The 25,457-nt window shown below is 46.6% G+C and carries 15 protein-coding genes; 4 read left to right on the top strand and 11 right to left on the bottom strand.

Annotation, left to right across the window (positions count from 1 at the left end):
• Positions 1-29: 29 nt before the first annotated feature.
• Entirely contained in the window at positions 30-1,544 is a 1,515-nt protein-coding gene (gene gpmI, locus HMPREF9007_RS01580; protein WP_008763682.1) for a 2,3-bisphosphoglycerate-independent phosphoglycerate mutase, read from the bottom strand.
• A gap of 174 nt (positions 1,545-1,718) precedes the next feature.
• Between gpmI and HMPREF9007_RS01585 the strand changes: the two genes are divergently transcribed.
• Positions 1,719-4,190 carry a TlpA disulfide reductase family protein gene (locus HMPREF9007_RS01585; RefSeq protein WP_032850786.1) on the top strand — a complete coding sequence of 824 codons (2,472 nt, stop codon included), beginning with the start codon at positions 1,719-1,721 and terminating at the stop codon, positions 4,188-4,190.
• Positions 4,191-5,038: 848 nt separating this feature from the next.
• A complete protein-coding gene (locus tag HMPREF9007_RS01590; protein WP_008763680.1) occupies positions 5,039-5,968 on the top strand; it encodes a magnesium transporter CorA family protein in 930 nt (309 codons plus the stop codon).
• Positions 5,969-6,143: 175 nt separating this feature from the next.
• On the opposite strand, the gene HMPREF9007_RS01595 is transcribed toward HMPREF9007_RS01590, so the two are convergent.
• The 4 genes from HMPREF9007_RS01595 to HMPREF9007_RS01610 form a co-directional block, all read right to left on the bottom strand.
• The gene (locus HMPREF9007_RS01595) at positions 6,144-7,685 is read right to left on the bottom strand and encodes a DUF5723 family protein (RefSeq protein WP_008763679.1); all 1,542 of its coding nucleotides are present in this window, start codon (positions 7,683-7,685) and stop codon (positions 6,144-6,146) included.
• Positions 7,686-7,857: 172 nt separating this feature from the next.
• Positions 7,858-8,460: a ribonuclease HII gene (locus HMPREF9007_RS01600; protein WP_008763678.1), complete on the bottom strand. Its 603-nt coding sequence runs from the start codon at positions 8,458-8,460 to the stop codon at positions 7,858-7,860.
• Between the two features lie 465 nt (positions 8,461-8,925).
• Positions 8,926-11,130 carry a sodium-translocating pyrophosphatase gene (locus tag HMPREF9007_RS01605; RefSeq protein ID WP_008763676.1) on the bottom strand — a complete coding sequence of 735 codons (2,205 nt, stop codon included), beginning with the start codon at positions 11,128-11,130 and terminating at the stop codon, positions 8,926-8,928.
• 374 nt (positions 11,131-11,504) lie between these two features.
• Positions 11,505-14,351 (bottom strand): two-component regulator propeller domain-containing protein, encoded by a 2,847-nt coding sequence (locus HMPREF9007_RS01610; RefSeq protein WP_032850784.1) that lies wholly within the window; start codon positions 14,349-14,351, stop codon positions 11,505-11,507.
• Between the two features lie 243 nt (positions 14,352-14,594).
• Here HMPREF9007_RS01610 and HMPREF9007_RS01615 point away from each other — a divergent pair, with 243 nt between their 5' ends.
• Both HMPREF9007_RS01615 and HMPREF9007_RS01620 read left to right on the top strand, forming a co-directional pair.
• Positions 14,595-17,012 (top strand): TonB-dependent receptor, encoded by a 2,418-nt coding sequence (locus tag HMPREF9007_RS01615; protein WP_008763674.1) that lies wholly within the window; start codon positions 14,595-14,597, stop codon positions 17,010-17,012.
• An 89-nt stretch (positions 17,013-17,101) separates the two neighbouring features.
• On the top strand, positions 17,102-19,291 hold the full coding sequence (locus HMPREF9007_RS01620; protein ID WP_008763673.1) for an alpha-galactosidase: 2,190 nt from the start codon (positions 17,102-17,104) through the stop codon (positions 19,289-19,291).
• 171 nt (positions 19,292-19,462) lie between these two features.
• Here the strand turns inward: HMPREF9007_RS01620 and HMPREF9007_RS01625 are convergent, their stop codons facing one another.
• The 6 genes from HMPREF9007_RS01625 to HMPREF9007_RS01650 all read right to left on the bottom strand — a co-directional run bounded on the left by HMPREF9007_RS01625 (position 19,463) and on the right by HMPREF9007_RS01650 (position 25,392).
• Positions 19,463-19,786, bottom strand: coding sequence for a heavy metal-binding domain-containing protein (locus tag HMPREF9007_RS01625; protein WP_008763672.1), 324 nt, complete (start codon positions 19,784-19,786; stop codon positions 19,463-19,465).
• 305 nt (positions 19,787-20,091) lie between these two features.
• On the bottom strand, positions 20,092-21,303 hold the full coding sequence (locus tag HMPREF9007_RS01630; RefSeq protein WP_008763671.1) for a cysteine desulfurase: 1,212 nt from the start codon (positions 21,301-21,303) through the stop codon (positions 20,092-20,094).
• 12 nt (positions 21,304-21,315) lie between these two features.
• The gene (gene sufD / locus HMPREF9007_RS01635; protein WP_008763670.1) at positions 21,316-22,659 is read right to left on the bottom strand and encodes a Fe-S cluster assembly protein SufD; all 1,344 of its coding nucleotides are present in this window, start codon (positions 22,657-22,659) and stop codon (positions 21,316-21,318) included.
• Between the two features lie 2 nt (positions 22,660-22,661).
• Complete coding sequence (sufC, locus tag HMPREF9007_RS01640) at positions 22,662-23,414, bottom strand: Fe-S cluster assembly ATPase SufC (RefSeq protein ID WP_008763669.1); 753 nt, start codon at positions 23,412-23,414, stop codon at positions 22,662-22,664.
• Between the two features lie 15 nt (positions 23,415-23,429).
• Positions 23,430-24,884: a Fe-S cluster assembly protein SufB gene (sufB, locus tag HMPREF9007_RS01645; RefSeq protein ID WP_008763668.1), complete on the bottom strand. Its 1,455-nt coding sequence runs from the start codon at positions 24,882-24,884 to the stop codon at positions 23,430-23,432.
• Complete coding sequence (locus HMPREF9007_RS01650; protein WP_008763667.1) at positions 24,862-25,392, bottom strand: CvpA family protein; 531 nt, start codon at positions 25,390-25,392, stop codon at positions 24,862-24,864. The genes sufB and HMPREF9007_RS01650 overlap by 23 nt, the downstream gene beginning before the upstream one ends.
• Between the last annotated feature and the right edge of the window lie 65 nt (positions 25,393-25,457).

Here is a 25,457-nt window from a genome sequence, read left to right as displayed (position 1 = left end):
CCCCGCCCCTTTGGTTATAGCATTCTAAATTACTTAATCAAAATCTGACCGTTCATATCAGCCGGAGCTTCCAGCCCCATGATTTTCAGGATAGTCGGAGCCACATCAGCCAGGCGACCGTCTTCTACTTTCGCAGCTTTGTTTCCGGTTACGTACACACAAGGAACCGGGTTCAGAGAGTGAGCCGTATTCGGAGTGCCGTCTTCGTTCAAGGCATGATCAGCGTTACCGTGGTCGGCGATGATGATAGCTTCGTAACCTTGTGCTTTAGCAGCTTCGATCACGTCTTTCACGCAAGCGTCTACAGCCACAACAGCCTTCTCGATTGCTTCGTAGATACCGGTATGACCAACCATGTCACCGTTAGCGAAGTTCACCACGATGAAATCATATTTATTTTCGTTGATAGCGTCTACCAGTTTATCCTTCACTTCGTAAGCGCTCATTTCCGGTTTCAAGTCGTAAGTGGCTACTTTCGGAGATGGAACAAGGATACGGTCTTCGTTGTCGAACGGAGTTTCACGACCACCGTTGAAGAAGAAAGTAACGTGAGCATATTTCTCTGTTTCAGCGATATGGAGCTGGTTAAGTCCTTTGGAAGCGATGTATTCGCCCAGTGTGTTGGCAACGTTTTCCTTGTCGAACAGGATATGAACACCTTTGAAGGATGCATCATACGGAGTCATGCAGTAATATTGCAGTCCCGGAATCGTATGCATACCTGCTTCCGGCATATCTTGCTGAGTCAGTACGACAGTCAGTTCTTTAGCACGGTCGTTACGGTAGTTGAAGAAGATAACGACATCACCTTCTTTGATGGTTCCGTCGCAGCTGGCGTTTACAATCGGCTTGATGAATTCGTCCGTTACACCTTCATCGTAAGATTCCTGCATAGCCTGAACCATATCGGTAGCTTTCTTACCCTGGCCGTTTACCAGCAGGTCATAGGCTTCCTTCACACGTTCCCAACGTTTGTCACGGTCCATAGCATAATAACGTCCGATGATAGAAGCGATCTTGCCTGCCGATTTCTCGCAGTGTGCAGAAAGTTCTTCGATAAATCCCTTGCCACTCTTCGGGTCAGTGTCACGACCGTCCATGAAGCAGTGGATGAATGTATTGTCGATGCCGTATTCTTTGGAGATGTCGCAAAGTTTGAAAAGATGAACCATTGAGCTGTGTACGCCACCGTTGGAAGTCAGTCCCATGAAATGAACGCTCTTTCCGTTTTCTTTCGCGTAAGAGAAAGCAGAAACGATTTCGGGGTTCTGCAGGATGCTGTTGTCAGCACATGCGCGGTTGATTTTCACCAAATCCTGATAAACCACACGTCCGGCACCAATGTTGAGGTGACCTACTTCCGAGTTACCCATCTGTCCGTCGGGCAAACCTACGTTCTCACCACTTGCCTGAAGTTGGGAATGAGGATAATTGTTCATCAGATAATCCCAGTAAGGAGTGGGAGTGTTGAAGATTACGTCGTCTTTCTTTTGGTCGCCTAGTCCCCAACCATCGAGGATCATTAAAAGGGCTTTCTTACTCATAATATTTCAATATTTAAATTATCACTCTGATTTTCGGGTGCAAAGGTACAAAAAAGATGATTACGTAAACGTTTAATCTATGTTAAGTTAAAGGGGAAAAAGAGAGGGAGCGATGGATATTTTTCTTTCTTTGTATAGGGAACTACTAAACGCATTTATTCAAAATTTAATATTATGAAAACGATTCTACTCTGCATGATGCTCATGCTGTCGGGTATGCTCACAGCACAAACCATCGACAATCCGCCATTCAAAGCCCGTTCGGGAAGTATTGGTAACATCACCCGTATAGAACGCACGCCCGATGGCACGCGTGTTTATATTCACGCCATCTTCCGTCCGCACTGGTGGATAAAGGAAGAAGGAGACAGTTATCTGGAAGATGCAGCCACCGGCAAGAAATATCAGTTCAAGAGTGCGGAAGGCATTGAGCTCAATAAGGAAGTGTATATGCCCGATTCGGGCGAGATGGACTATGTGCTCGTTTTCGAAGCCCTGCCGGAAGAGACGCAGGTCATCCATCTCCTTAGTCCGAGCGATACGGAAGGAAATACGTATGACATATCTTTAGTACCGTCCTCCGACAAAAACGTTTCGCCGTTGACGGCAATCAAGGGAAACTGGTTCAAGGCAGACGACTTGAACGCCTGGGAATACGGCATCTACGATTCTGTCACGATTATGGACAACCGGATATTTACCAACGAAAACATCCGCAAGAAAGGGAAGCGGGTGGAAATCACCGTCAAGGACAAGCAGAATGGAAACATACGTACCCTGCTGGTGACTCCGCAGAAAGACGGAAGCTGCCAGATACAAGTGAACGGAGAAAAGAATCAGCTGTATACCCGGCAAAGGGAAGCTACCAAGACAATCGCTGCCGACACAGGCTTTCAGCAGTTCTTCCACACAGACACCACCTGTCTGCAAGGGTATATCGACGGCTATGACCGCCGGCTGGGATTTGACACCGGACTCATCTATCTATCCAACCATATTACCCGCCAGGACTACCCGACTGTGATTCAGATAGACGAAGACGGCAGCTTCCTGTGCAAGTTTGTCATCAAGCATCCTGTGGAACAGTCCGTTACGCTTGACAATAACTGGATTCCATTCTATATCGAGCCCGGACAGACGCTTACCATGTATATCGACTGGGAAGCATTGCTGGCACGCAGCCGTGCACGCGACTATTATTTCCCGATCAAGAATACAGCCTACATGGGTCCGTCGGCTTCCATCTCCTATCTGCTGAAGGAATTCAAGGCGCTGATCCCCTACCGTTACGATGATTTATCCAACGCGCGCAACAAACTGACTCCCAGCCAATATCAGGAGCACATGAAGCCGATTGTCGCCCGATGGGAGCATACAGCCGATTCACTTATTCAGATTTGCCACCCATCGGCAAAGGCTGCCCGTCTGATCAAGAATAAGGCAGACCTGCAGGCAGGAGGCTTATTCTTCGACTTTCTGATGAGCAGAGATTATTATGCGAAGCAGGATACAGCCAACCAAGCCTTGAAAGTGAAAGAAGAAGATTCTTATTACGACTTCTTGAAGAAGATGCCGCTGAATGATGAAACAGTGCTCGCCGATGCCAATGCCAGCTCTTTTATCAACCGGTTTGAATATATGGACGCCTTCAGAACAGCCTATAATTATTATGCACCGGAGCCAAAGGATACCATCTCTTACACGTATCCGGAAGAATCGCTTCTCGCTTTCCTTAAAGAGAAAGGAGTAAAACTGAATACAGAACAGGAGGCAATCAGACTGAAACAGGAGAAACTGGCAGGAACAACCGTCAGAATCCCCTTAAAAGAACTTCAAGAAGAGAATGACAAGGTGAAAGGCTTATACGGAAAAGAAGAAAAACTGGTCCTGGAGTACATCGACAAGCAGTATAAAAACAAGCAGTCAGAGCAAGACATGGACAGAAACTTTATCTCGATGGAACAAAAAACCAGTCATAAGAAAGACAGCATTCTTGCCCGGCTATATGATGTGCCCGATCCTTTGCTTTGGCAAATAGCCAAAGTCCGCAACCTGGGTTTCAGCCTGCAGAATATCAAGACACGTTCCATTGCCCGTGAGTATGTGGACAGTATCAAGCAAAAGCTCACTCACCCACAATTGGCAGAAGAGGCCGAATATCTGTTCGCCAAAACGCATCCGAAGGAAAAAGTCAATTCCTATCAACTTCCGGAAGGCAAAGCCACCAACGTTTTCCGCAACATTATTAAGAATCATCCGGGAAAAGTCCTGTTCGTCGACTTCTGGGCAACGACCTGCGGACCTTGTCGCGCAGGAATAGAAGCGACGGCAGACCTGCGCAAAAAATACAAAGATCATCCGGAGTTCGAGTTCATCTATATCACCGGACAGAAAGACTCACCAGCCGGTGCATATAAGCAATACGTGGAAAAGAATCTGAAAGGAGAAGCCAGCTATTATGTCACCGACTCAGAGTTCAATTATCTGCGCCAACTTTTCCGCTTCAACGGCATTCCGCACTATGAACTTGTGCTAAAAGACGGCAGTATCTCCAAGGAAGAACTGGGGACGCATAGAATCAGAAAGTATTTGGAGGAGCACTTCCCCGTTTCCGGGTCTGCCGGACAGGGAGAAAATGCTCAGTAATCCCGGCTGAACCTAAGTGGAACACATTGATAGCGAAGCATCTCTTCTTCAGTTTATACTAAGAGGAGATGCTTCGACAAGTTCAGCATGACAAATACTCTCTAGAAATAAATGCTTTTCTATTGTCACTTATCACCTTTCGAAGATAACAAACTGATAATAAACACACTTCAGGTGATAATAGCTGGTGACAATAGGGTGATAATAAGGTGATAATAGCCGTAAATCATGCTTTTTATTGTCACTTTACCCCTATTTCACGACTTATTACCTGTCACTTCCTCCCCATCTTATTACCTATTACTTATTACCTGTTACGCCTCATTCGAGCCTTGTCCTTATACAACAAATACCATAAGCTACCAATGCTTTTAGCTCATCATGCCTTTATACTTCCATTAAGCTACCGACATCTTTACCTGTTCACGGCCGTGACAAGACCTGATCACATCCGTGAGCAGCGTTTACCACAACCGTGAGCAACTCTTACCACGGCCGTGAACAACTAACAATGTCGGCACCTTATCCCAACTTTCCTTATAAGGAAAGTCTACTATGTAAGGAGCTAACGGGAACTTTAGCACTATCTTACAAGTGATTTTACCATAGCCAACCAATGAACTCCCCGCATGCTGAAAGACCATAAACAACAAGAAAATCTAAAAAAAGCGATGCAAAAGACGGAACCTCGGTTAATTTTCCGTACTTTTGTATCGCTTTTAAATTAAATCATAGAAAAATGGACGATTCAAACCCGCGAACGTGCACTTATAGTATTAATTAAAGCGATCAGAGTCATTGAAAACTGATGCCTCTGCTCGTGTAAACAAACGAAAGGAGGCAATAAGATGAGAACATATCTTTATTGTGAAGCTGGCTTTGTGGAAAAACCGCAATGGCTTCCTAACTGCTGGGTAAACGTAGTATGCCCGGACAACGATGACTTTGAGTTTCTGACTAAAACCCTGAATGTACCCGAATCATTTCTGAACGATATAGCCGATACAGACGAACGTCCGCGCACCGACACGGAAGGCAACTGGCTATTGACGATTCTGCGCATCCCGATGCAAAACGGTCAGAACGAAAGTCTTCCCTTCGGCACCGTACCCATCGGCATCATCACCAACAATGAAATCATTGTATCAGTCTGCTACCACAACACAGACCTGCTGCCGGACTTCATCGAACACACCCGCCGAAAAGGAATCGAAGTCCGCAACAAACTCGATCTGATTCTCCGGCTGATTTATTCGTCTGCCGTATGGTTTCTGAAATATCTGAAACAGATAAATCTGGATATCAGCGCCGCCGAAAAGGAACTGGAACGCAGTATCCGCAACGAAGACCTGCTCCGTCTGATGAGACTGCAGAAAACACTCGTTTACTTCAACACCTCCATCCGAGGAAATGAAGTAATGATCGGAAAGCTGCAAAGTATCTTTCAGGACACCGACTTTCTGGACAAGGAACTGGTAGAAGACGTGATTATCGAGTTGAAACAGGCATTTAATACCGTAAACATCTACAGCGATATCCTCACCGGAACGATGGACGCCTTTGCCTCCATCATCTCCAACAACGTGAATGCCATCATGAAACGCATGACCAGCCTTTCCATTACACTGATGATCCCGACATTGATAGCCAGTTTCTACGGAATGAATGTGGATATCCATCTGGAAGAGATGCCGTATGCCTTTGCACTGATTATCCTGTGCTCCGTCGTGCTGTCGACATTAGCGTTTATCGTATTCCGGAAAATCAAGTGGTTCTAATTCAAGCGACTGCAATTCAAGCAGTTCTAAATCTCCCTTTACTTCAGAGACATAAAAAAGCAGCCTGTCATTCTTTAGACCTGAATTCAAGGTCGGCGATGACAGGCTGCACACAATACGTTTTTTGTTCGATAGAGAATATTAAAAAGAGAATGTTTAAGAGAGAGAAATTATTTTATCCTTCTTTACTGGATTTCTTTCCGCCCAATGGCACAGAAATACCAACAAATCCACTTACAGAATTGGTGTTCTTACCTAAGAACATATAGTCAGTTCCGAGGAACACCGGACCCAACTTCAAGCCCAGACCGAATGACTTACCGGCAGACTGAATAGCCGAGTAGCTGAGCGCAACGTTAAGCCAGCTTTTCGGACGATAGTTTGCGGAGAATGTTACTTCTGTCAGCGTTTTCGGTTGTACGAAGCGAGTCGTAGACAATACACCTACTCCGAGCTTGTTCTCAAAGAAGCCGTATTCTGCTCCTACCACAACTGTAGATGCCAGACTAGACTTGCGGGATTTATGTACGTCCTCTGTCTGAAGTTGCAACATTTCATAGTCGAGTACATCACCACCATTTACACGGTTCATGTATCCGTCAGCATCAGCCTGCAACCGAGTAATATTGTTCTGAATCGCAGTAATAGAATTAGGAATATCGTTCGCATCAATACCATTGACATAGCTAGTTCCTTTCATATTGATTGATTCCGGATTGGCAGAAGCTATCTTAGTAGCGCCTTTCGTCCATGAAATAAATCCCAGGTCGAGAACAGAAGCGGACACTGTCAAGTTATCCATAATTTTATAAGAAGCACCCAAATCAATGCCGAAACCGTAACCTGCAATACCCAGTTTTCCACTGTCAAAGTCAAAGTCACTGATATAATCCTGTCCATCTTCTTGTACCAATTCCAATCCTTTGAAAGAACTTTCCAGATGAGCGTCAACATTCAGATTGGCATGGTAACTTTCAATTTCAGATTTCAGTCTTGTGATACCAGCAGCATCCAATCCGGACAGATAATTTTGATCCTGTAACTGGTTAATGCGGGCATCACTCGGAAGATTGGCGTTCATCATTACATTGTTAATCTTCAGATTCATATTGCCGATACCCAGCAATACTTTCACCTTACCACCGACTGTCAAACGGTTATTGATCTGACGCGCATACCCCAAACCAACTTCACCATAAGCGTTTATATCCAGTTTCTGACCGCTGATATCGTAATTACTGTTTCTCCAGTTATCTTCAAGCGCATCCATCTCATTCAGGAAAGTAAACATGGAACGGGTAAGGCTTGCACCTATATCCGCACGAACACCTACATTGAATGACCAGAAGTTCTTTCCTTTATACCATCCGGCAGAAAGAATCTCCGTGCTTACGTTTACATTTAAGTTGTTTTTATCTTTCAGACGGCCCAGGAAATCGGGATTAGAGTAGAAATTGTCGCTATCGTCAATAATGTCGATAATATCTTGATAACCCAATGAAGTGGACCCGACAGTAGCATTGACCGATCCCAATACCGGAATATTAAAATACCCCTGAGTCGGAATCAGAGCCGGATTCAATTGTTGCCGATAATGAGTACCTTCCATGAAATAAGAAGTACGTAAAAACTGCGCATTGGCGGGTAAAACAAAACCCATCATAAGAAGTAAAGCCCCCATGAACTTCTTAGATGCATAAAGTCTGCTTGTTGTCATGATTTTATCTTTTTTTAATTCTTGTTATCGAATGCAAATATATAGCATTTAAGTAACAAATAAAAGCACAAGTCAACACTTTTTTAGCATAAACCGAACATTTTCATGGCTATTTGGAGAAAAATCGTGCTTATTCTGCAAAAATATGTAGAAAGTGAAACAAATGGAAATATCAGAAATTTAGGTTCAACTGCCCGTCACCAAGCAGATTGAAGGTCATTCGGTGGTAAGGGGTCGTTCCATGTTCGGCGATGGCGGCACGATGTTTTTTAGTCGGATAACCTTTATTCTTATTCCAGTCATAAAACGGATATTCTTCGTGAAGACGATTCATATAATCATCTCTGTAGGTTTTAGCTAGTATAGAAGCGGCGGCTATCGAGAGGTATTTTCCGTCTCCTTTTATCACGGTAGTATGAGGAATGTCAGGATATTTATTGAAACGGTTTCCGTCGATCAGCAAATGCTGAGGACGGACAGAGAGCTGATCGACAGCCCGGTGCATCGCCAGAAAGGAAGCACGGAGAATGTTTATCTCGTCTATCTCTTCGGGCGACACCACTCCTACCGCCCATGCCAGCGCTTCTTTCTCTATCACTTCACGCAGTGCGTAGCGTTGCTTCTCGGTTAGTTGCTTCGAATCATTCAGCAACTCATTCTTGAAATCTTTAGGAAGAATGACGGCAGCAGCATACACTGATCCTGCCAGGCAACCGCGGCCGGCCTCATCGCAGCCGGCTTCTATCAGGTCTTTATTTAAATAAGGTAGTAGCATACTTATTCTTTTTTTCTTATCTGCCACAAAGATAAAGGAAATAAAAAAGGAGACCTCATTCAAAGTCCCCTTTTTCCGTCATTCATTCACACAAACAAGCAATTGTTCCCCCAATATATTCTATCGGTTCACAGCCTTGACGACCGGAACCATCACCCTACCATTCGTTTTACAGATTTTGTTCGTTGATAGCATCAGCCTTTCCCCTTAGCCATTATGATAGATTTCTTCCATTTCCCCTTTATAACTTATAATATATCGTCTTGCAAAAGTATCGAAATAATAAGAGACAAGAAAATGGCTTTGAGCGAGTATTTGCATGAAATGCCCCGAAACAGGATCATCTGCCGGAAAAAAGTGATTAAGTGCGCAAAAAAGGTGTTTACCCGGTTCTATATAATCAGAAGGCGATAACCGGACTTATCTCCGGCTATCGCCCTCTTCAATAAACAAACCTTCTTTTAGTTAAAACAAACTCCAGGCGACGGTAAGCCCTGCCATCACAATGGCTACCATGCTCATAAGCTTGATTAAAATATTCAGACTCGGGCCGGAAGTATCCTTAAACGGGTCGCCCACAGTATCGCCTACTACGGTTGCCTTATGCACTTCACCGCCTTTGCCTCCAAAGTTCCCCTCTTCTACATATTTCTTCGCATTATCCCACGCACCGCCTGCATTGGCCATAAAGATAGCCAGCACAAAACCTGTGCTCAAACCGCCGATCAGCAATCCCAGTACTCCGGTCACTCCGAAGATTAATCCGGTAGCGATAGGCGCAAGGATAGCAATCAGCGACGGAATCACCATTTCGCGCTGCGCACCCTTGGTCGAGATAGCCACACAACGTTCATAATCCGGCTCGGCTTCTCCTGTCAGGATGCCTTTAATCTCACGGAACTGGCGGCGCACCTCATCCACCATGTGTCCGGCTGCGCGGCCGACCGCATTCATTGTCAATCCACAGAACAGGAACGCCATCATCGAACCGAGGAACATACCGGAAAGAACTTTCGGATTCATCAGCGTCACGTCGTAATAGTTCATGAAATCGACAAAGGTAGCATTGGCGGTAGAGACGACATCGCCGTTCGGCATACTCAGGTCTATTGTCCCCAAACGGGTCAGACCGATACGGATTTCTTCGATATAGGATGCCAGCAAAGCCAGTCCGGTCAATGCAGCGGAACCGATAGCAAAACCTTTTCCGGTTGCCGCGGTTGTATTTCCCAAAGAGTCGAGCGCATCGGTACGCTTGCGGACTTCGGCACCCAGACCGGCCATTTCGGCATTACCGCCTGCATTATCAGCAATCGGGCCGTAAGCGTCCGTAGCCAGTGTGATTCCTAATGTGGACAGCATACCGACAGCAGCAATACCGATACCGTAGAGTCCCATACCCACGTTGGAAAAATCGAAACCGGAAGCAAGCAGGAAGGAGGCAATGATGCCCACCACCACTGCAATCACGGGAATAGCCGTAGAAAGCATACCCAGACCGATACCAGAGATAATGACGGTGGCAGGTCCGGTCTTTCCGCTTTCACTCAGTTTCTGAGTGGGGCGATATGACTGAGAAGTATAATATTCGGTAGAACGTCCGATCACAATGCCGACCAACAGCCCGACTACGACAGCGCATGAAATCCAAATCCAGTTGTCCAACTGCAAGAGCCACAGGATTAAGAAGGTAGCAGCCACAATCAGCACAGAACTCAGGTTTGTTCCGAATGCCAGCGAGCCGAGCAAATCTTTCATCGTCGCATTTTCTTTGGTGCGCACGGAGAAGATGCCGATAATGGAAAGCAGAATACCTACCGCAGCAATCAGCATCGGGGCAATAACCGCTTTGAACTGCATGACCGTATCTGCCGAATGTATAAAGGCGGCAGCACCCAATGCGGCAGTCGCCAGGATAGAACCGCAATAAGATTCGTACAAGTCGGCTCCCATACCTGCCACGTCGCCTACGTTATCGCCTACATTATCGGCAATGGTGGCAGGGTTTCGCGGATCGTCTTCGGGGATTCCGGCTTCTACCTTACCCACAAGGTCGGCGCCTACGTCGGCAGCTTTTGTATATATACCGCCACCTACACGGGCAAAGAGCGCCTGTGTGGAAGCTCCCATACCGAACGTCAACATCGTGGTAGTGATTACGCAAAGTTTATGAGTCGGTGTCAGTGCGTCGGCGGGAATCACCGCATTCAGCAACAGATACCAGAAAGATATATCGAGCAGCCCCAGTCCGACTACTACGAGTCCCATTACCGCACCACTGCGGAAAGCGATTCTCAGTCCGGAGTTCAATGAATTGCGTGCCGCATTCGCCGTACGTGCCGAAGCATAGGTTGCCGTCTTCATACCCAGGAAACCGGAAAGACCGGAGAAGAAACCACCCGTCAGGAAAGCTATGGGAACCCACGCATTCTGAACATGAAAGCCATAAGCCATAATTGAAAACAAAATAACCAGCCCAAGGAAAACACAACCTACAATCTTGTACTGTTGTTTCAGATAAGACATAGCTCCCTTGCGTACCGCAGCGGCTATTTTTATCATTTGGGGAGTACCTTCACTCTCTTTCATCATCTGCTTATGGAAGTAATAAGCAAAACAGAGGGCTAACACTGAAGCGACCGGAACCAGCCAGAAAAGAATGCTATCCATAGAATTAATTATTAAAGGGTTTTATGGAGGCTAAAAGTATGGAAATCAAACGAAAAAAGCAAGTAAAAAAGGAAAAAAATCCGACTTGCCGATTGATGCGGTATCTCTCAATGAAGCGAAGGGAAGACAAGTAGAAAAGTCCTTTGAGAATCCTACAGAAGAGCATCAAGCCAACAGCACGTTAGTTAATTTTTAGCCTTATTACGTTAATAGTTAACAAACCCGTTATTTCTATTAAACCATGTTATAAAGCGCCTCACTTTGCCCCGAAAATTTGGAGATAGCCTAAAAGTCCCTATCTTTGTAGTGTGTTTTTCATAGTATTAGATTTAAGGTTAACAAAAGATTGGCTGTCTGGGATAGATAGCCTTTTTTTATGCCTTTTTCTGCATAAACTCCGTAGGAGTCACCCCAAACTGTTTCTGGAATATCTTGGCAAAGTATGAAGGAGACTGGAAACCTACCCGGTCACATATCTCATTGATGCGTAATTCTCCTTCCTGCAAGAGTTCTGCCGCACGCTTTAAGCGGATGACCCGAATAAAATCAAGCGGAGAAAGGTCTGTCAATGCCTTTATTTTCCGATGAAGGCTGGACCGGGACATATTCATGGCGGCAGCCAGTGCTTCCACATTATAGTTCGCATCCGTAAGATTCTCACGTACCCTGGTGATGAGTTGCGACATCAGTTGTTCATCGGCACGTGTCATGGCATCTCCCTGCGGGGTGCAGGCGCCATAAGTAATCTGATTAATGAATCTCTCGTGCGTACGATGCGCTTCACGCTCACGGGCTAACTCTGCGAGTAGTTGCTGTTCACGTATCTTCTGCACTTCCCGTCGCCGATAAGTGCGGAGAGTCAGCACGAAGCTGCCGGACAGGAGAATGATATATATCAGATATGCCCATACCGTACGCCACCAGGGAGGAAGGATTTGTACGGACAGAGTCGCTTCCTCTTGATTCCAGACGCCATCGTTATTACTCCCGCGCACACGGAATATATAATCTCCCGGAGGAAGCTGGGCATAGGAAGCGGTATGTGCATCGGAGGTATAGTTCCAGTCATCGTCAATGCCTTCCATCTTGTAGGCATAGCGGTTGGCTCCCGGTGAAGTATAGCTCAATGCGACAAAGTCAAAGCTGACGTTAGAACGGTAGGGCAATCGCATTCCTTCGGGCTTCAAAGGTATTTCCCTCCCTTGCACCTTGATACGGGTGATATACACGGGCGGTACAAACGTATTTCGATGTATCTGATCCGGATTAAAAGAGACTAATCCGTTGATGGTTCCCATCCAGATCGTGCCGTTGCCGGCAGCCAATGCCGATTTGTAGTTGAACTGATTGTCAGGAAGACCGTCGTTTCGGGTAAAGACGTGCAGGCTGTCCGTCTCCGGATACAGACAGACCAGTCCACGGTCGGTACCGAACCAGATACGGTGCTGCCGATCTTCTACCGCCTTGTAGGTTACATTGTCAGGGAGGCCGTCCGCCTTCGTATAGGTACGGAAAGTTCCTGTTTGGGGGTTAAAGCATGAAAGTCCGCCACGGTCGGTGGAGAACCAGAGAAGACCTTTGCTGTCTTCCGAAATTCCGGTCACTTCGTTGGTGCCGATGGAAGTGCTGTCTCCTTCTATATGCAGATAGTTCACCGTTTCGTCCGTTTGCGGTTGATAGCGGAAGACTCCGTTGCCCATAGTCGCCACCCATATATTCCCTTCTTTGTCTTCAAGAATATCGCGCATAAAGGCATAGCCGAACTGTTTCATTTCTTCAAATGTCCGTCCCCCGTCGGCAGAACGGAAGATATTCCAGCCATCTCCCAGCCAGATTGTTCCCTGACGGTCACGATGCAAGGCGTAGACGGTTCCTTCGCTGATACCCATTTGTTCCGGACGCATTGCCTGTACACGTCCTTTGAAAGCAATGCTGCCGGAAAGGGCGGATGCGGCCGGTGTAATCAAGTCGATTCCTCCTTTAAAGTAGCCTGCACCGATCAAATCGTCAGAGGTGAATAAACTTAAAACATTCTGCCGGTCTGCGGATTCGGGAATAGTGGTGAACAGCCTTGTCTCCGGATTCCAATAACAGACACCGCCATCCTGCGTACTAACCCAAATCGTTCCATCTTTCCCTTCGCCCAGTTCACTGATACGCCTACCGCTGACTGAGCCGGGCTTGCCATCCGGCAGGTAAATAGAAAAGTCAAGTGTACGGACAGGCAGATAGCTTGCTCCTCCGAACTGTGTACAAATCCATGTCCCGCCTTCACGGTCACGATAGATTTTATCTACGATTGCATCACTGAGTCCATAAGCTCCTCCCGCATCTGCCGGAATATGCCGGACGGTATTCTCCCGTTCGTTGATGACGTAAACTCCATCTTGCGTACCGACCCAAAGATCATCGTCCAGACAAACGACATAGCGAATTATCTTACGGTGTACCGCCGGTGCAGGGAAGATACTGACTTCGCCTGTCTTCTTATCAAATCGTTTCAGTTCCTCCTCGTGTACTCCGACAATCAGTTCATCTCCATAATCACAGAGTGTGAAAATGAAATCATCCTTCAATGCCTCCTTTACACAAGCTTCGAAAGTATCTTGTGCGGGACAATAACGGAAAATACCTGCTCCGTTGGTTCCCACCCATAGCGTTCCCTCCTTGTCGATGCAGATCGACTGCGGGAAATTCTTGCTCTTATCGCTACCGGGAAGAAGTATGTAGCGGAATAACTTCTTCGTGGGAACGTGATAACGGTATACTCCCAGATTGGGTACGTTCACCCATATATTGCCGGAAGGATCGGACAGAATATCTTCCACCCATTGCCCGCTGATTTGTTCGCCCTTGTCAGTCTTTGCATCAAAAAAGGAGAACTTTCCGGTCGATAAGTCCTGAATATAGACTCCGTTGTCCGTTCCCACCCAAAGTTGGCGCCGGTCGTCTTCATATAGTGCGGAGATCACCTGATTGCCACGCCCCGAAACCTCATCGAAGCAAGGATATACCTGCATCGAAACGCCGTCATAACGGTTCAGCCCATTGCGTGTGCCCAGCCAGATAAATCCGTAACTATCCTGAATGATTGATTTGACATGACTATTGGAAAGCCCGTTCACACCATTGATATGTATAAAGTTGTATTGTTCCGTCGCAAAGGAGGACGGAAAAAAGAAACAGACTGACAGAAGGAAAAATAGGAGTCCTTTTTTCATATATGGATATTAGATGCCTACAAATATAGTTTTTTTCGTGTAAAAAGCAGATGATGAATGAAACATTTGTTTCAACCTATACTACAAATGTAGCGATTCCAACGTGCTGTCCGGCATTTGCAACATCTCTTGCACATCTTGACAAACGGGTATATAGCCACCTGTACCGCTACCGCCTACCTTTGCTTCCGTCAATACGACACACCCCATGTGAACGAATAAAATCTTTAAATTAATACCGACATGAAAAGAATAACCTTTAGTTGCCTTGCCGCAGTCATCCTGCTACAACTGATTCCCGCTAACGGAAACGCACGGGACATTCGGAATCAGAAAGAAAAGAACAATCGCACAGAGATAAAGCAGGATACTATCTCTGCCGTACACTCCGCCATCCGCCCGGGAAAAGACATTCCCGGGACAGCATCTTCCAGCCCGAAAAAAGAAGGAGAAGAAGGTGAACGCAACGTGATGCTGAACGCATCGGATGCCAACAAGCCACGTGAAATCCAAATCGGACTGCCCAGTGAAGACGTTAATGTATACGAGAACGGATTGCCTGCCGTATATTCATCTGCCGTACATAAACTAGCCGCCCACTGGCGAAGTGATTCCAGTCTGGGAGAAGTCGGTCTGCTGTCTCCTTCGGAATCGGCTATCACCACAGGAAACATTGCCTACTCCGTCAACGCTTTCAGCAAACTGGGACAGAAAGACTTCCAAGGAATACTCAACTATCGTGCCAATCATTTCGGTATGCAGAACTTCGATCTGAATGTATCGGGAGGTATCAGCAACCAGTGGCTGTATACTGCCGGCATTTATCAGAACTTCGATCCGGGAAGTTTCGATCTGAAATTCACGAACTATGCCGACCGGACGGAAATCTATCATGCCGGTCTGACGCGCCTCTTCAACGACGGACGCGGAAAAATATCTCTGCTCTACAAACATTCGCGGAGCAGGAATCCCGGCAACTTTGCCAATGCGGCTCCTTTCATCTACGTAGGCGACGGATCGGTCAAGGAAGTGGAAGGATTCAAGCTGGGTACCAACTCGTATGTTCCGCAAAGCGGTTCTTTCCCATACATGGACGTTATGGACGGAAAGATGAAAACATGGAATCTGAATGACGGCAACGAGAACCGTGCCAATGAAGTGGCCCTGATTGCCGACTATCGTTTCAAGAATGATCTTCTCTGGAAGTTCAACCTGAAATATATGGATGCTCCCCGTGCCAACTATGTGGACTTCGGAGGCAGCACCATCAGTGAAGCAACGGCTGCCGATGGTTATACGCTCGCCAATGGTGACGTGTATGAAGGTTTGGCAGAAGGCCGCCGCACCTGGCTGCATGTAGGAAAAGTAAAGAATTTCCTCGTTACCTCCGAACTAAGCAAACGCTTCGGCACCCACGACCTTCGACTGGGAGTTAATGAGTGGTATTATCATCTGGACTATCATTCTTCTTCCCTGCAATGGATGGCAAGTGTACAGGAATACCCGCAACTGCTCCATTCCACTGCCGTTGACCCGCTGGACCCGACACTCAGCAGCCAGCGTGCGCAGACTTACGGCTATAACGAACTCAGCCCCGAATACACCAAAGGATACGAAAACAAACTCGCCCTTTACTTTACGGACAACTGGCAGGTAACTCCCCGATTCAACGTCTACTATGGCGGTCGTCTTGAATACTACCGGATGAGTGCCGACCAAATCTCCGCATCACGCTTCTCCGGATTTCATATCGGCGACTTCAACACTTATAGTAAAGACGAAGAAACCGGAAACATTATTGCCACACCACACAGCATCCAGCCTGCCAAAGTGGTAAAAAACAAACTAAACTACGCCGCTACCCTCCGCATGACCTATAATATGACGAAGCAATTCGGCCTGACAGCCGACGGAACAGTAGCCACCCGTTTCCCACGCATCAACGAATATGCCGGAACAGGTCCCACCGAAGAACAATACAAACGCGTCACCATACCGTTGATCCGGGGCGGACTGTTCTACAAGAACAACTGGCTCAACCTCACTTCCATGGTCACCTACATCTCCAAATCGAATAATATCGACCAGCAGAATCTGACCAAACCGGGAACCAAAGAAGGGAAAACCGTACTGCTGATCTACAACATCAAAACACTGGGATGGACCACTTCTGCCGAAATCGACCCCTTCAAAGGTTTCCACCTGCACGCACTGTTCACTTATCAGAAACCTGTATACAAGAACTACAATGCCAGCGTGACCTTCGACGACGGTGCCCAAATGTCCGTCAATGCCAACGGAATGATAGTTAAAGAAATTCCACAGGTACTCGTCGAACTGGACCCCAGTTATAATATCACGAAAGATTTACGTCTCTGGCTCAGTTTCCGCTATTTCGGAAAGACGTATGCCAACCTTCAGGAAGCTCTTTACTTCAACGGCCGCTGGGAAACGTTCGGAGGTATCAACTGGAACGTAAACAAGCATCTGTCACTGGGGGCAACGGTGATCAACTTCCTGAACCAGAAAGGAGCCAGCGGCACCATCAACGGTTCGGAACTGATCACCAAAGAAGAAGCGGGCAACTATGCAGGACGCTATATGAGCGGAAACTACCTGCGCCCGTTTACTGTCGAATTTAGTGCCGGCATCAAATTCTGAGATTATTGTACATAACTAAATATGATTATCTTTGTGGCTCTTTATGTCCGCAAACTAACTAATACCAATAAACAATCCATTTTACAACCATGAAAAGACTTTTTGTATTACTAACGGCTTTATTCGCTCTGACGCAAATGAACGCCCAAGAGAAAAAGAACATCCGTATCTCTACGGACAACACCGACTTAATCCTTCAGGTAGCCCCCAACGGACGTCTCTATCAGACTTATCTGGGCGATAAACTACTGAACGAACAGGACATCAACCACTTCTCTTATGCCGTAAAAGGTGGCAGTGACGGCAGCGTATCTACCCGCGGCTGGGAAGTTTATCCGGGCTCCGGAGCCGAAGACTACTTTGAACCTGCTGTGGCCATCACCCACCATGACGGTAATCCGAGTTCCATCTTCCGCTATGTATCTTCCGAGCAGAAAGCGGTGGCAGGCGGGACGGAAACTGTCATCCATCTGAAAGATGACCAGTATCCGGTTGAAGTGACTTTATTTTATATCGCTTACCCGAAAGAAAACGTCATCAAGACATGGAGCGAAATAAAGCATAATGAAAAGAAGCCCGTCACCCTGTGGCGTTATGCTTCCACCATGCTTTACTTCTCCGACCACAGTTACTACCTGACCGAGTTCAGCAGCGACTGGGCAAAGGAGGCACAGATGAGTTCTCAACAACTACAATTCGGAAAGAAAGTGATCGACACGAAACTGGGCAGCCGCGCCGCCATGCACACTCATCCGTTCTTCGAACTGGGACTGGAACAACCGGCACAGGAAGCGCAAGGCCGTGTAATGTTGGGTACAATCGGATGGACCGGAAACTTCCAATTCACATTCGAAGTAGACAATGTCGGCAATCTGCGTGTGATTCCCGCCATCAATCCGTATGCCTCCAACTACGAACTGAAGCCCAACGAAGTATTCACAACTCCGGAATTTATATTCACCCTGAGCAACAATGGTACAGGCGAAGCCAGCCGAAACCTGCACGCCTGGGCACGCAACTACCAACTGAAAGATGGACAAGGCGACCGCCTTACCCTACTGAACAACTGGGAAAACACTTACTTCAAATTTAACGAAGAACTGCTTGCCGAACTAATGAAGGAAGCCAAACACCTCGGTGTGGATATGTTTCTGCTGGATGACGGCTGGTTCGGCAACAAGTATCCACGCAACGACGACCACGCCGGACTGGGCGACTGGGATGCCATGAAATCCAAACTGCCCGGCGGTATCCCTGCCCTTGTCAAATCAGCCAAAGAAGCCGGAGTCAAGTTTGGTATCTGGATTGAACCTGAAATGGTGAATCCGAAAAGTGAATTGTTCGAAACGCATCCGGACTGGGCTATCACCCTGCCGAACCGTGAGACATATTACTACCGCAACCAGTTGGTTCTTGACCTCAGCAACCCGAAAGTACAAGACTTCGTATTCGGCGTAGTAGACAAGATTCTGACTGAGAATCCGGAAGTGGCATTCTTCAAATGGGACTGTAACTCTCCTATCACCAACGTCTATTCTCCGTATCTGAAGAACAAGCAAGGACAACTTTACATCGATCATGTACGCGGAATTTACAAAGTGCTGGAACGTGTAAAAGCGAAATACCCGAACGTCCCCATGATGCTTTGCTCCGGCGGCGGCGCACGCTGCGACTACGAAGCACTGAAATACTATACTGAATTTTGGTGCAGCGACAATACCGACCCGATAGAACGCCTGTTCATCCAATGGGGATTCTCGCAAATCTTCCCGGCAAAGGCAATGTGCGCACACGTGACCAGCTGGAACAAAAAGACAAGCGTAAAATTCCGTACCGATGTGGCAAGTATGTGCAAACTGGGCTTTGACCTCGGTCTGAAAGAACTGAGCGCCGACGAACTGGCATACTGTCAGGAAGCAGTTGCCAACTGGACACGTCTGAAAAAAGTAATCCTGGACGGCGATCAATACAGACTTGTCTCTCCGTATGACGGAAATCATATGTCGATAATGTATGCTTCGCCCGATAAGAATAAGGCTGTGCTTTATACTTATGATATACACCCACGTTTCGGAGAAAAACTGCTGCCTGTAAAATTGCAGGGATTGGATGCCAAGAAAATGTATAAGGTAAAAGAAATCAACTTGATGCCGAACAGTAAATCCGATCTGGCTGCCAACGAGAAAACTTACTCAGGTGATTATCTGATGAAGGTAGGTATGAATGCTTTCACGACTAATCAGGCTTTTAGCCGGGTGATTGAGCTGACAGCAGAATAACATCCTATTGCCTTACTCATGCCAAGCCTTTGGCACGCTTGTGCCAAGGGCTTAGCATAGCAGTGCCAACGCGGTGGCACAACTGTGCCAAAGGCATGGCACAAGCATTAAGAACAAAAGGGGAAACACCGTTCGTGGTGAATCCCCTTTCTCATACAATAAAACAATCAACTAATCTTCAATCGTTACAGCAGTTCCGTTGGCAGTTACCATCAGCATACTACCGCTGCCTCCTACTGTTTCATAATCCAGATCGACACCGATCACTGCATTGGCTCCTAACTGTGCCGCCTGTGCCTGCATCTCCTGCAAAGCTGTATCTTTTGCCATACGGAGTACTTCTTCATATGCACCGGAACGACCTCCTACAATATCCCGAATGCTTGCAAACAAGTCACGGAATACATTAGCACCAATGATCGTCTCTCCGGAAACAATTCCGTAGTACTTTACTATTCGTTTTCCCTCAATGATGGGAGTTGTAGTCACTAACATGATCTTTTTCTTCTTTTTTAGTTGTTTACTATCCTATTAGACGCAGGATCCCCCCAAAAGGTTGCAATGTCACCCTAAAAAAATTGCAGCTATACCGCAAGAATATGCGATATAGCTGCCAATTAGAGTTAAAGAGAGAGAGAATTTATAGAAAGCGCGGTCTCACGACCAACTTAATATACCTAAAATGATTTTTATTCTTTCTTATTAGACGCAGGAAACTTCAAATCACTGCACTTCAAAGAGACTTTTTTAGTTAAAGAATAAAAAAATCGCTATTCTTGCAGGAATAGCGATTAATATCTTTAGAACATCTGGCTGACGCGTTCGATCCCAGCCACTAATGCGTCCACTTCCGATCGTGTATTGTACATGGCAAATGATGCACGTACCGTACCTTCGATTCCGAGCCGTTGCATCAACGGTTGCGCACAATGGTGCCCCGTGCGGACAGCGATACCTAAACGGTCTAACAATGTTCCCAAATCGAAATGATGAATATCTCCCACCAGAAATGAAATCACCGCTCCCCGATCTGCCGCCTCACCGAAAATACGCATATTGGGTATTTCCTTCAATCGCTTCAGCGCATACGTTGTCAGCTCGTGTTCATGAGCAGCGATTTGGTCGAGTCCGATGCCATTAACATAGTCAAGGGCTTTTGCCAGTCCGGTAGTACCGATGTAGTCCGGCGTACCGGCTTCAAACTTGAAAGGCAGTTCGTTGAAGGTAGTCTTTTCAAAAGAGACGTGCTGAATCATTTCTCCTCCTCCTTGATAAGGGGGCATACGGTCCAGCCATTTTTCCTTTCCATAAAGCACACCGACGCCTGTCGGCCCATAAACCTTATGTGCGGAGAACACCAGGAAATCGGCATCCAAGTCTTGCACATCCACCTTCATGTGAGGGATAGACTGTGCAGCATCCACTAGAAAAGGTACTCCATGCGCATGAGCCGTCGCAATCATTTCCTTGACGGGATTTACGGTTCCCAATACGTTCGACACCTGAACTACACTGACTATCTTTGTACGCTCGGTGAATAACTTTTCATATTCATCCAGCAACAGTTCGCCCTTGTCATTCATCGGAATGACCTTGATGGCAATTCCTTTGCGGGCAGCCAGAAGTTGCCAGGGAACGATATTACTGTGATGCTCCATCACCGAAAGGATCACTTCATCGCCTTCCTGCATAAACTCATCTCCAAAACTGGAAACAAGCAAATTGATACTTTCCGTCGTACCCCGTGTAAAAACGACCTCATTCGTACTGCCGGCATTGATAAACTGCCGTACCGTTTCACGGGAAGCCTCATGCAGTTCCGTTGCCTGCTGGGAAAGGTAATGTACTCCACGATGCACATTCGCATTCACAGAGTAATACTCATCTACCAGCGCATCCACCACCAAACGAGGTTTCTGAGTGGTCGCACCGTTATCGAAATAAACCAATGGTTTACCATACACCGTACGGCTCAATATCGGAAAGTCTTCACGTATCTTTTGAATATCCATTTTACTTATTCATCATTTACATATTGCACATCCCTGGCACTTGTTCAGTTCGCCACGGAAGCGTTTTTCTACCAACAGGTGCAGACGGTCTTTCAATGCATCCAGACGAATCGTATCGATGACTTCATTGACGAATGCAAACATCAGAAGCAAGCGTGCTTCTTTCTCCGCTATTCCGCGTGCACGCATATAGAACAAAGCATTCTCGTCCAACTGCCCCACAGTTGCCCCGTGAGAGCATTTCACATCGTCCGCATAGATTTCAAGCTGCGGCTGCGTGTACATACGCGCATCGCGTGTGGCACAGAGGTTGCGGTTGGTCTGTTGAGAATTTGTATGCTGGGCATCAGGACGTACCAATACCAGTCCGGCAAAAGCACCGGTCGACTGGTCATCAAGCACGTACTTGAATAATTCATTACTGGTACAATTCGGTACTGCATGATCAATGGAGGTGTTATTGTCCACATGCTGGTTTTTATCAGCGATTGCCATACCGCAAAGATTAATCTCAGCCCCTTCGCCGGCTAGCAGAACTTCCGTTGTATTACGGGTAGTTCCATTGTGCAGCGTCATGCCATTCAGCAAAACATTGCTGTTTGCTTCCTGCTTCACGTACAGGTTACTGATACGAACCGTACTTGTATGTGTTTCTTCAAGCTCATACATATCGAATACCGCATTCTCTCCGGCAAATACTTCGATCACCTGCGTTGCAAGGAAGTTCACATTATCCATCGCATGATCACAGATCAACAGGCGTGCCTGCGCTCCATCTTCCAGGATGATCAGCACACGACGATTCACCATGAAGTTAACATCTGCACGAAGGATATTCACCAGCTGGATGGGCTTCTCTACGATTACGTTCTTCGGAACATAGAAGATGACTCCATCCTGCGCGAAAGCTGTATTAAAAGCTGTTATGCCATCCTTGGAGGTATCAGCCAGCTTGCCGTAGAACTTTTTTACCAGTTCGGGATGTTCCGCAGCAACTTCTTTGAGGCTGCCGAAGATGACTCCTTCCGGCAAATGAGTTTTAGGAAGCGCTTTATTATAAAATGCGTCGTTTACCACAAAATACAAGGCTGTGCTCATATTCGGGACATCACACTTAAACACTTCGTACGGATTGACCGGAATCTGAAGGCGGTTAAGGTTCAGACCGTAATCGGGCTCGAAATACTTGCTTATATCCGTGTATTTATACTTCTCCATCTTACGGGTCGGGAATCCGAGACGCTCAAAATCGGCAAAAGCAGCCGCACGGGGTGCATTCAGCACTTCCGCACTATGCTTGCAGATCATGGCTTCCGTCTGAGAGAAGAGATCTATGTATTGTTGTTCTACATTCATCGTTATTCTCCTACTTCTTTCTTAATCCAATCGTATCCCTTTTCTTCCAGTTCCAAGGCTAGTTCCGGTCCGGCGGTTTTCACAATACGACCTTTATAGAGTACGTGCACTATATCCGGTTTGATATAATCGAGCAGACGCTGATAGTGAGTGATGACGATCGTACTTGTTTCGGGAGTCTTGAGCTTATTCACGCCTTCCGCTACAATACGAAGGGCATCAATATCCAAACCGGAATCTGTCTCGTCAAGAATGCTCAGACGCGGTTCCAGCATTGCCATCTGGAAGATCTCGTTACGCTTCTTCTCACCACCGGAGAAACCTTCATTCACCGAACGGTTAGCAAGTTTATTGTCCAGTTCGACTACGGCACGCTTCTCACGCATCAGTTTCAGAAATTCGCTGGCAGTCAACGCAGGCAGACCTTTATACTTGCGTTGTTCATTGACAGCCGCCCGCATGAAGTTCACCATGCTTACTCCGGGGATTTCTACCGGATACTGGAAACTAAGGAAAATACCTTCATGACTACGGTCTTCCGGACTCAACTCCAGCAGATTCTTGCCATAGAAAGTGACCGAACCTTTTGTCACCTCAAAAGCAGGATTTCCCACCAAAACAGAAGAAAGCGTACTCTTTCCGGAACCGTTCGGCCCCATTATCGCATGTACTTCGCCCGGTTTCACCGTCAGGTTAATACCTTTCAATATCTCTTTGCCATTAATGCTGGCATGCAAGTCTTTTATCTCTAACATAAGCTTATTTATTTTTTATCCCACGCTTCCTTCCAACGAAATAGTAAGCAACTTCTGTGCTTCCACCGCAAACTCCATCGGAAGTTTATTTAATACTTCTTTCGCATATCCGTTAACAATCAGCCCGATAGCATCCTCTGTCGGGATTCCCCGCTGATTACAATAGAATATCTGATCTTCGCTGATCTTGCTGGTAGTCGCCTCATGCTCCACCACAGCCGTCTCATTGTGGATATCCATATACGGGAAAGTATGCGCACCACATTTATCGCCCAGCAGCAAAGAGTCACATTGGCTGTAATTGCGTGCATTATCGGCTTTTTCAGCTACACGTACCAGTCCGCGATAAGAGTTCTCGCTATGTCCGGCAGAGATACCTTTGCTGACAATCGTGCTGCGGGTATTCTTTCCCAGATGAATCATTTTTGTTCCGGTATCTGCCTGCTGATAGTTATTTGTCACAGCTACAGAATAAAACTCAGCCGTCGAATTATCGCCTGTCAATATGCAGGAAGGGTACTTCCACGTGATTGCCGAACCGGTTTCCACCTGTGTCCAGGACAGTTTGCTGTCCACCCCTTTACAGTTGCCGCGTTTCGTCACAAAGTTGTATACTCCACCTTTACCCGCAGCATCGCCCGGATACCAGTTCTGAACCGTACTGTATTTTACTTCCGCACGATCATGTACCACAATCTCCACGATAGCCGCATGCAACTGATTTTCATCACGCATCGGTGCGGTACATCCCTCCAGATAAGATACATACGAATCGTCGTCCGCCACAATCAGCGTACGTTCAAACTGTCCCGTATTACGGGCATTGATACGGAAATAGGTAGAAAGCTCCATCGGACAGCGTACTCCCTTCGGTATATAAACGAAAGAACCGTCAGAGAACACGGCCGAGTTCAAAGCAGCAAAGAAGTTATCCCGATAGCCTACTACCGAGCCCATATACTTCTTCACAAGGTCCGGGTGTTCCCGTACCGCTTCACTAAAGGAGCAGAATATAATGCCTTTCTCCATCAGCGTCTCTTTGAAAGTAGTCTTTACAGATACTGAGTCCATCACTGCATCCACAGCCATTCCGCTCAATGCCATCTGTTCCTCCAAAGGAATACCCAGTTTATTGAATGTCTTTATCAGTTCCGGATCTACTTCATCCATACTCTTCGGTCCTTCTTTCTTCTTCGTCGGATCGGCATAGTACGAAATTGCCTGATAATCGATCTCCGGAATACGGAGATGTGCCCAAGTCGGCATTTCCAGCGTCAGCCAATGGCGATACGCTTTCAGTCGGAACTCCAGCAGCCATTCGGGTTCATCTTTTTTCGATGAAATCAGACGGACTACATCTTCGTTGAGTCCACGCTCAATAACATCGGTGTGTACCTCCGTGGTGAAGCCATATTTGTACTTCTCCTGCGTCAGTTCCTTTACATATTTATTGGGTTCTTCTTGTTGCATCTTTATTATCTAATATATATTGTTGCGTTATATTCTTAGCAGCAGGGAAAAAGATTCCCGCAAACGTTTCCATAGGATAATATAACAATGATTCGCTCTTTTTTGTTGCACTAATTAACTTATTATCGCTATCGATAAACTCTATCACACAGATTACAAGGCTCGTTAACAACAGAAATTTGAGTGCTCCCAATCCACTTCCCAGCCAACGATTCAGCCACCCCAGTGAGATGGCTTCCATCGCTTTCGTCAGCAAGGACGCCACTAACGTGAATATCAGCGGAACAGCGATCCAGATGACAATAAAAGCCAATACCTGTGCAACCGTCATCGAGTCCGTCACAGCCGGACAAAGCTTCTCCGCCAACGTTGCATACAAAGCCTTTGCTGCCAGCAAACCGACGACCAATCCCAGAATAGAAGCCAACTGACGGATAAAGCCTTTCATAAAGCCCACCACCACACCGGCACCTATTATAATAAGGATGATTATATCAATCGTTGTCATTATCTCTTTTTAAAAGAAAAAGGAGGCACGGAGTTGTAAATCCACTCTGTGCCTCCGTATATTCC

Source organism: Bacteroides sp. 1_1_14, assembly GCF_000162515.1.
Lineage (GTDB): Bacteria > Bacteroidota > Bacteroidia > Bacteroidales > Bacteroidaceae > Bacteroides > Bacteroides thetaiotaomicron.
The sequence above is the reverse complement of the archived record's forward strand: the minus strand, read 5'-3'. Positions and strand labels throughout refer to the sequence as shown.

What these genes read in the sequence shown, in the direction of transcription:
- HMPREF9007_RS01585 (WP_032850786.1), top strand. Translation starts at nt 1,719, where the DNA reads ATGAAAACGATTCTACTCTGCATGATGCTCATGCTGTCGGGTATGCTC.
- HMPREF9007_RS01605 (WP_008763676.1), bottom strand. Translation starts at nt 11,130, where the DNA reads ATGGATAGCATTCTTTTCTGGCTGGTTCCGGTCGCTTCAGTGTTAGCC.
- HMPREF9007_RS01610 (WP_032850784.1), bottom strand. Translation starts at nt 14,351, where the DNA reads ATGAAAAAAGGACTCCTATTTTTCCTTCTGTCAGTCTGTTTCTTTTTT.
- sufC (WP_008763669.1), bottom strand. Translation starts at nt 23,414, where the DNA reads ATGTTAGAGATAAAAGACTTGCATGCCAGCATTAATGGCAAAGAGATA.
- sufD (WP_008763670.1), bottom strand. Translation starts at nt 22,659, where the DNA reads ATGAATGTAGAACAACAATACATAGATCTCTTCTCTCAGACGGAAGCC.
- HMPREF9007_RS01595 (WP_008763679.1), bottom strand. Translation starts at nt 7,685, where the DNA reads ATGACAACAAGCAGACTTTATGCATCTAAGAAGTTCATGGGGGCTTTA.
- HMPREF9007_RS01650 (WP_008763667.1), bottom strand. Translation starts at nt 25,392, where the DNA reads ATGACAACGATTGATATAATCATCCTTATTATAATAGGTGCCGGTGTG.
- HMPREF9007_RS01620 (WP_008763673.1), top strand. Translation starts at nt 17,102, where the DNA reads ATGAAAAGACTTTTTGTATTACTAACGGCTTTATTCGCTCTGACGCAA.
- HMPREF9007_RS01615 (WP_008763674.1), top strand. Translation starts at nt 14,595, where the DNA reads ATGAAAAGAATAACCTTTAGTTGCCTTGCCGCAGTCATCCTGCTACAA.
- sufB (WP_008763668.1), bottom strand. Translation starts at nt 24,884, where the DNA reads ATGCAACAAGAAGAACCCAATAAATATGTAAAGGAACTGACGCAGGAG.
- HMPREF9007_RS01600 (WP_008763678.1), bottom strand. Translation starts at nt 8,460, where the DNA reads ATGCTACTACCTTATTTAAATAAAGACCTGATAGAAGCCGGCTGCGAT.
- HMPREF9007_RS01590 (WP_008763680.1), top strand. Translation starts at nt 5,039, where the DNA reads ATGAGAACATATCTTTATTGTGAAGCTGGCTTTGTGGAAAAACCGCAA.
- HMPREF9007_RS01630 (WP_008763671.1), bottom strand. Translation starts at nt 21,303, where the DNA reads ATGGATATTCAAAAGATACGTGAAGACTTTCCGATATTGAGCCGTACG.
- HMPREF9007_RS01625 (WP_008763672.1), bottom strand. Translation starts at nt 19,786, where the DNA reads ATGTTAGTGACTACAACTCCCATCATTGAGGGAAAACGAATAGTAAAG.
- gpmI (WP_008763682.1), bottom strand. Translation starts at nt 1,544, where the DNA reads ATGAGTAAGAAAGCCCTTTTAATGATCCTCGATGGTTGGGGACTAGGC.